Here is a 4,269-nt window from a genome sequence, read left to right as displayed (position 1 = left end):
CCCGTGTCTGGATTGAAAATCGCTTTGAGTTGTTTTCCGTAACCAACTAATTGGTCTATTCCTTTGTCTATTCCCACAGGAAACGATTCAAAGAAACCGTATTCTTGCGTGCTGAATTTGTACACACCCAGTTTTTCCAGACTTTTAACCCCTACAGAAGCAGGGTATATGCCTAACTTGCCATTTTTGTCAATGGCAATTTTTACCGGAACTTGTTTTTCGTCTCTTAAAACAACGGCATCAACAGTCTGGTTTTTTTTCGTTTTTGCAAAGGCAACAACCTGGTCGGCATATTTTGTCGGAACTCCGTTAATGGATTGGATGATGTCTTTTGGCAAAAGGGTTTTGTTTGCCGATGAATCCGACAATTTTCCTACCATAAAGGGCTCTCTTATTCCAATAAAAGGACGTTTTTCACCTTTCAATACTTTGTCAATTAAATCCACGGGAAAATGGATGGTTTGTTCCGCTCCGTCACGAATTACCAATGCTGATTTGGAGAACAAGAGTTTCATTGGAATCTCGTCAAAATGAGTGATTTTTTCGCCATCAACGGAAATAATTTTATCGCCGGTTTTCAATCCCAACTCTTCTCCAACGGAACTGGTAATGGCAATTCCGTCTTTTAATTCCGTATTGTTGAGGTACACATCGCCATAAGCAAAAGTCATCCCGATATAAATAATAAAAGCCAAGATGAAGTTGACGAGAACTCCGCCCAACATGATAATCAAACGTTGCCAAGCCGGTTTCGAACGAAATTCCCAAGGTTGCGGCGGCAAAGCCATTTGTTCCTTGTCCATGCTTTCGTCAATCATCCCCGAAATTTTCACGTAGCCACCCAGCGGCAACCAGCCAATTCCATATTCAGTTTCGCCAATTTTCTTTTTGAACAATGAATATTTTACGTCAAAAAACAAATAGAATTTTTCTACTCTAGTTTTAAATATTTTCGAAGGAATAAAATGTCCTAATTCGTGCAGTATTATGAGTAATGATAAGCTCAATAAAAATTGAGAAAGCTTGATAACTATTTCCATTTCTTGTTTTTAAATTCTGTATAGCTGACAAAAGTAAGGTTTTCTATTATAGTTGCAAAGGGTTTGTCTAGGGCAAGACTATAAAAAATTGTTAATAATTGCCCCTTTTCCTTTTTTACTTTACCATATGTGCCTTAACTTTACTATTTGTTACAAAATCCAATGAATGTTGAACCAAGTTACTTTTAAAAATCACTTTTATGTCTTTTAAATTGTTCTCGCCGCTGCAAATAAAAAGCCTCAGATTCAAAAACAGAATGGTCATTTCGCCCATGTGCCAATATTCCGCAACAGATGGATTTGCCAATGATTGGCATCTGGTACATCTGGGAAGTCGAGCCAGCGGTGGCGCGGCTTTAATCATTCAGGAAGCGACCGCGGTTTCTCCCGAAGGTCGAATTTCTCCTGGAGATTTAGGACTTTGGAAAGACGAACATATCGAAAAATTAAAAGCCATCAACCAATTTATTCTTTCCCAAAATGCAATTCCCGGAATTCAATTGGCGCACGCCGGAAGAAAAGCAAGTGTTTCGGAACCTTGGAATGGCAATAAAAAACTGGACGAAACCAATGGTGGATGGGATACGGTTGCGCCAAGCGCCCTTGGTTATCATTCCAATGAAAAACCACCCATTGCCTTGGACAAAACAGGAATCCAGAAAGTAATTTCCAATTTTAAATCAGCAACCAAAAGAGCGGTAAAAGCCGGATATCAAGTGGTCGAAATCCACGCCGCCCACGGTTATTTGTTGCACCAATTTCTTTCGCCATTGTCCAATATAAGAACCGACGACTATGGTGGAAGTTTCGAAAACAGGATTCGTTTGCTGTTGGAAGTTCTCGAAGCGGTGCAATCCGAATGGCCTGAAAATTTGCCGTTGTTTGTTAGAATTTCTGCCACGGATTGGGCAGAAGGCGGATGGAATATCGAGGAATCGGTACAACTTTCTCAACTATTAAAAGAAAAAGGAGTCGATTTGATGGACGTTTCTTCTGGCGGATTGGTGTCACACCAACAAATTTCGTTAGGCCCCAATTATCAAGTTCCTTTTGCCGAAAGAATTAAAAAAGACATCGGAATTTTGACCGGAGCGGTAGGTTTAATTACTGATGCTGACCAGTCAGAAGCCATTGTCGCCACCGGAAAAGCGGACTTGGTTTTGTTCGCCAGGGAATCCTTGAGAAACCCCAACTTGGCCTTGGATTTTGCAAAAGAATTGGGTGCGGATATTTCGTGGCCAAAACAATACGAAAGAGCAAAAATTTAAATGCAAATTAAATAATTAGATAATTCTTAAATGACCTTAAATGCCTTATGTGGTAAGACTTTTGAAACATATAAGGCATTTAAGGTCATATAAAATTTAATGTTAAAACTTGATAGACTTAAAATAAATAAAATGCAAAAAATAAAAACAGCTTTGTTGTCTTACGGTATGTCGGGAAAAGTTTTTCACGCGCCATTTCTGGCAATACATCCCGGTTTTGAACTCCTGGGTTCTTGGGAAAGAAGCAAAAAATTGATACAACAAGATTATCCCGAAGTCAAAAGCTTTCCAAGTTTGGAATCGATTCTAGAAGATGATGCGGTTGATTTGGTCATCGTGAACACGCCCGTTGCCACCCATTTTGAATATGCCAAAAAAGTCTTGCTCGCCGGAAAACACGCCATTGTCGAAAAAGCATTTACGACAACAGTTGCCGAAGCTCGAGAATTGGCCGATTTGGCTCAAGAAAAAGGATTAAAACTTTCCGTTTTTCAAAACAGGAGATGGGACAGCGATTTTAAAACCGTGAAGAAAATAGTGGATGACAAACTGTTGGGCGAAATCGTGGAAGCGGAGTTTCATTTTGACCGTTACAATCCTGTTTTGAGTCCCAAAACGCACAAGGAAACGGCCAATCCCGGTGCCGGAATTTTAAAAGATTTGGGACCACATTTAATTGATCAAGCCTTGTATTTGTTTGGTTTGCCCAATACCGTTTTTGCCGATATCCGGATGATACGTCAAGCCACTTTGGTTGATGATTACTTGGATATTTTACTTTATTATCCTGATTTTAGAGTAAGATTGAAAGCCAGTTTTTTTGTTCGTGAATGCATTCCTTCCTATGTTGTCCAAGGCAAAAAAGGTTCTTTTCTAAAACCGCGTGGCGATGTGCAGGAAGACAATTTAAAACTAGGCCAGCAACCAAATTTAGACACCTGGGGTAAAGAACCTAAAAGCCTGGAAGGCACTTTGCATACGGAGATAAAAGATGACATTCTTAATCTCAAAGTCCCTACGCTTCAAGGAAATTATTATGATTTTTTTGATGGCGTTTACCAATCCATCAGCAACAATACAGTGGAACCGGTCACTGCACAAGATGGCGTAAACGTGATGCGGATTATTGAGGCAGCCATTCAAAGCAGCAAACAACAAAAAGCAATTGACATATAAACAATAACGTTGTATCGGTCGGTTTAAAAATAAAACGGCAAACAGAAACAGATTGATTTTGTACTTTTGCAGATTCAATTTTAAAAGGCAACGGTTTTGATAGATTTAAATTTCATTAGCAACTTTAAAGCAAAAGGTAAATACAAGAAGACGTATCAAAACGCCAAAGCTTCGTATTTGACCAGAATTCGTTGGGCAGTTTCACTGTTTTATTTTGGAATGGGTTTGTGTTTTGCCACTTGGGCCAGCCGAATTCCAAATATTAAATCGGATTTGCACTTGAGCGACGGGCATTTAGGAACCATATTATTTGCTTTGCCGGTGGGGCAGTTAACGATGATGTTTTTTTCCGGGAAACTCGTTACTCGATTTGGCAGCCACCGCATTCTTCCTTTTTCTACTTTGATGTATGCTTTTAGCATGACCAATATCGGATTGGCCCAAAACGCGTGGCAACTGGGACTTGGGTTGTATGCTTTTGGGATTTTCGGAAACTTGTCAAACATATCTTTAAATACCCAAGGAGTTTATTCAGAAGGGCTTTATAAAAGAACCATTATGTCTTCATTTCACGGCGTATGGAGTTTGGCAGGATTTACCGGTGCTTTGGTAGGTTTGGGAATGTTGTCACTGAATCTTGATACCTATACACACTTTTTAATTGTTGCGGCAATCGTGCTTTTGTTTGTTGCTTTTAACTTCAAATTTTTGATTAAAGCCAAAGAAACTCCACGACGCGAAAAGAAAAAAGGATTCAGGAAAAGAGACAAGTCCTTGATTTTGTT

Annotated in this window: 4 protein-coding genes; 3 read left to right on the top strand and 1 reads right to left on the bottom strand. The window is 39.4% G+C overall.

Annotated features, from left to right (window positions below; translation table 11 throughout):
• On the bottom strand, positions 1 to 1,040 hold a 1,040-nt coding region (locus C0430_RS02585; protein WP_290865174.1), incomplete at its 3' end, for a site-2 protease family protein.
• Positions 1,041 to 1,240: 200 nt separating this feature from the next.
• Between C0430_RS02585 and C0430_RS02580 the strand changes: the two genes are divergently transcribed.
• The 3 genes from C0430_RS02580 to C0430_RS02570 form a co-directional block, all read left to right on the top strand.
• Complete coding sequence (locus C0430_RS02580) at positions 1,241 to 2,308, top strand: NADH:flavin oxidoreductase/NADH oxidase (RefSeq protein WP_290865172.1); 1,068 nt, start codon at positions 1,241 to 1,243, stop codon at positions 2,306 to 2,308.
• A gap of 132 nt (positions 2,309 to 2,440) precedes the next feature.
• Complete coding sequence (locus tag C0430_RS02575; protein WP_290865170.1) at positions 2,441 to 3,484, top strand: Gfo/Idh/MocA family oxidoreductase; 1,044 nt, start codon at positions 2,441 to 2,443, stop codon at positions 3,482 to 3,484.
• Between the two features lie 96 nt (positions 3,485 to 3,580).
• Positions 3,581 to 4,269 (top strand): MFS transporter (locus C0430_RS02570; protein WP_290865168.1); only part of this gene is annotated, 689 nt, incomplete at its 3' end.

It is taken from the genome of Flavobacterium sp., from assembly GCF_013823965.1.
In the GTDB taxonomy this organism is placed as follows: Bacteria; Bacteroidota; Bacteroidia; order Flavobacteriales; family Flavobacteriaceae; genus Flavobacterium.
The sequence above is the reverse complement of the archived record's forward strand: the minus strand, read 5'-3'. Positions and strand labels throughout refer to the sequence as shown.

What these genes read in the sequence shown, in the direction of transcription:
- C0430_RS02580 (WP_290865172.1), top strand. Translation starts at nt 1,241, where the DNA reads ATGTCTTTTAAATTGTTCTCGCCGCTGCAAATAAAAAGCCTCAGATTC.
- C0430_RS02575 (WP_290865170.1), top strand. Translation starts at nt 2,441, where the DNA reads ATGCAAAAAATAAAAACAGCTTTGTTGTCTTACGGTATGTCGGGAAAA.